Consider the following 1,028-nt stretch of genomic DNA (forward strand, 5'->3'; position numbering starts at 1 on the left):
ACCCGTTGGCGGAATTAATTTAAGTTGATAAATATGAGTAAAAAGTTGTACATGTCGCTGATTTTTAGTAACTTAGTGGTGATTAAAACATTAAGTTCAAACCATCGTATGTACAACCTTTATGCAAAATTCGTCAAAATACTTGAGATATGCAAGCAATTCTCTGAAAATCTCGTCAATGATTCGGGTAATGTTCCACGTCGTGGTCCTGTTCCCAAGTTTTCGGATTTGGAAGTGGTGGCGCTATCCCTGACGGCAGAGACCGAGAGCATTGATAGTGAGAAGTGGTTGTTCGACTATAAATTGCAAGAATACAAGGACAGCATTCCCAATCTCATATCAAGGAGACAGTTCAATGACCGCAGGAAGAAAACGTCAGGCCTGTGTGAGGAACTGCGCAAGCGGATTGCCATGGAAATGGATGGCGGAGAGGAACAATTCTTTGTTGACTCCAAGCCGATAGAGGTCTGTAGGGTTGCAAGAGGAAAACGTTGCAAGATGGGGCGTGCCGGCAATTTCTCGCAAGCTCCCGACTTCGGCTTCTGTGCTTCGCAGAACACGTATTATTTTGGTTATAAGTTACACGCTCTCTGTGGGTTAAGTGGAGTTATCCATTCCTATGATCTGTCAAAGGCAAGTGTGGCTGACCTCCATTATATGAAGGATGTAAAACATACTTATCACGACTGTAGCATCTATGGTGACAAAGGGTATATTGGAGCTGACGTACAGCTTGACTTGTTCGAAACCGCACACATAAGACTGGAGTGTCCGTATCGGCTCAACCAAAAGGATTGGAAACCGACATTCATTCCGTTTGCAAAGGCAAGAAAGAGGATTGAGACAATATTCTCACAACTTACAGACCAGTTCTTGGTCATCAGGAACTACGCGAAAATAACGAATGGTTTGTTTGCCAGAATCATTGGCAAAATTAGTGCACTTACCATTCTGCAATACGTAAACTTCATTAACGACAAGCCCATTGGCAGAATTAAGTATGCACTAAATTAATTCCGCCAACAGGT

The 1,028-nt window shown here is 42.8% G+C and carries 1 protein-coding gene; it reads left to right on the top strand.

Annotation, left to right across the window (positions count from 1 at the left end; translation table 11 throughout):
- Positions 1-33: 33 nt before the first annotated feature.
- On the top strand, positions 34-1,014 hold the full coding sequence (locus tag DXA54_RS27955) for an IS982-like element IS1187 family transposase (protein WP_032536584.1): 981 nt from the start codon (positions 34-36) through the stop codon (positions 1,012-1,014).
- Positions 1,015-1,028: the final 14 nt, after the last annotated feature.

The sequence above is a fragment of the Bacteroides sp. OF03-11BH genome (assembly GCF_003604005.1).
GTDB classification, from domain to species: Bacteria; Bacteroidota; Bacteroidia; order Bacteroidales; family Bacteroidaceae; genus Bacteroides; species Bacteroides ovatus.